General features: G+C 67.1%; 1 protein-coding gene. It reads left to right on the top strand.

Translation table 11 applies throughout. The annotated features are described in order from the left end of the window. Nucleotides 1-66 precede the first annotated feature (66 nt). Nucleotides 67-1,280 (top strand): IS3 family transposase gene (locus ACFWDI_RS40955; RefSeq protein WP_385312190.1). Its coding sequence is split into 2 segments (ribosomal slippage): nucleotides 67-316 and nucleotides 316-1,280, totalling 1,215 coding nucleotides; the frame shifts between segments, so codons are not numbered across the junction. Nucleotides 1,281-1,312 lie beyond the last annotated feature (32 nt).

Raw genomic sequence — 1,312 nt, 5'->3', positions numbered from 1 at the left:
TGAGGCTGATCCTTTGGAGTGGACACCCTGACAATGGATCTTGATGGTCCAGGGAGGGATGTCCAGGTGGGACGCAAGTCTCCGTATCCGGAGGAGTTCAGGAAGGACGCGGTCGCGCTCTACCGCGCCGCGGGCGGCAAGCGCACATACGCGGCGGTGGCGGCGGACCTCGGCATCACCGCCGAGTCGCTGCGGACATGGGTCCGCATGGAAATCGAGTCCGAGGCACTGCCCGAGCGCCGCGAGGCCGGCGGGAGTCCGGCTGAGGAACTGGCCCGGTTGCGGGCGGAGAACGCCCGGCTACTGAAGGCGGAGAAGGAATGGCAGCTGGAGCGCGAGATCCTGCGCCGGGCAGCCGCCTATTTCGCTCGGGAGGTGACGTGAGCCCCCGCCGCTGGGACTTCATCTCCGAGAATCGCGCCGCCTTCGGCGTGAAGCGGATCTGCCGGGTCCTGGGCGTCTCCCGCTCCGGCTATTACCAGCACCGGGCCACTGCAGGCGCCCGCGCCGAACGAGCCGTCGAGGAAGAGCGAACGGTGTCGGAGATCCGACAGATCCATGCCGACCACCAGGGCGCCTATGGCGCCCCGCGCGTCCATGCCGAACTCCGCTCCCGCGGGAGAAAGATCAACCGCAAGCGCGTGAGCAGACTGATGAGGATCAACCGCATCGTCGGCCGGCATCTGCGGCGCAAGAAGCGCACGACCATTCAGGACACGACGGCCCCGCCTGTGCCGGACCTGATGATGCGTGACTTCACGGCGGACATGCTCAACACCAAGTGGTGCGGCGACATAACGTACGTCGCCGTCGGCTCGACTTGGCTGTATCTCGCCACGGTCATCGACATCCGCTCGCGGCGCGTGATCGGCTGGTCGATCGCGGACCACATGCGCACCTCGCTGGTCACCGACGCGATCGAGATGGCCGTGGCCGCCCGCGGCGGCCAGGTCCACGGCGTCGTCTTTCACACGGACAGGGGCGCGCAATATGGATCGGCCGCCTTCGCCGAGGTCTGCCGTCGGCACGGCATCCGCCGCAGCATGGGCCGCGTCGGCTCAAGTTACGACAACGCCCTCGCCGAATCGTTCTTCCAGGGCCTCAAGCGCGAGTTGCTGCACGGACGGCGCTGGACCTCGAAGGCGCAGACACGGCTGGAGCTGTTCAGGTGGCTGTCGTACTACAACCGGCGCCGCCGCCACTCCGCCCTCGGCTACCTCGCGCCAGCCGAGTACGAACAGCAATTGATCACGTCACGTACGCTGTCACTCGTCGCGTGAAACCCGGTGTCCACCCCCGGGGATCAACCTCA

It is taken from the genome of Streptomyces sp. NPDC060064, from assembly GCF_042736455.1.
Classification (GTDB): Bacteria; Actinomycetota; Actinomycetes; order Streptomycetales; family Streptomycetaceae; genus Streptomyces.
Note: the sequence above shows the minus strand (reverse complement) of the source record. Positions and strands in the feature narration are given on the sequence as shown.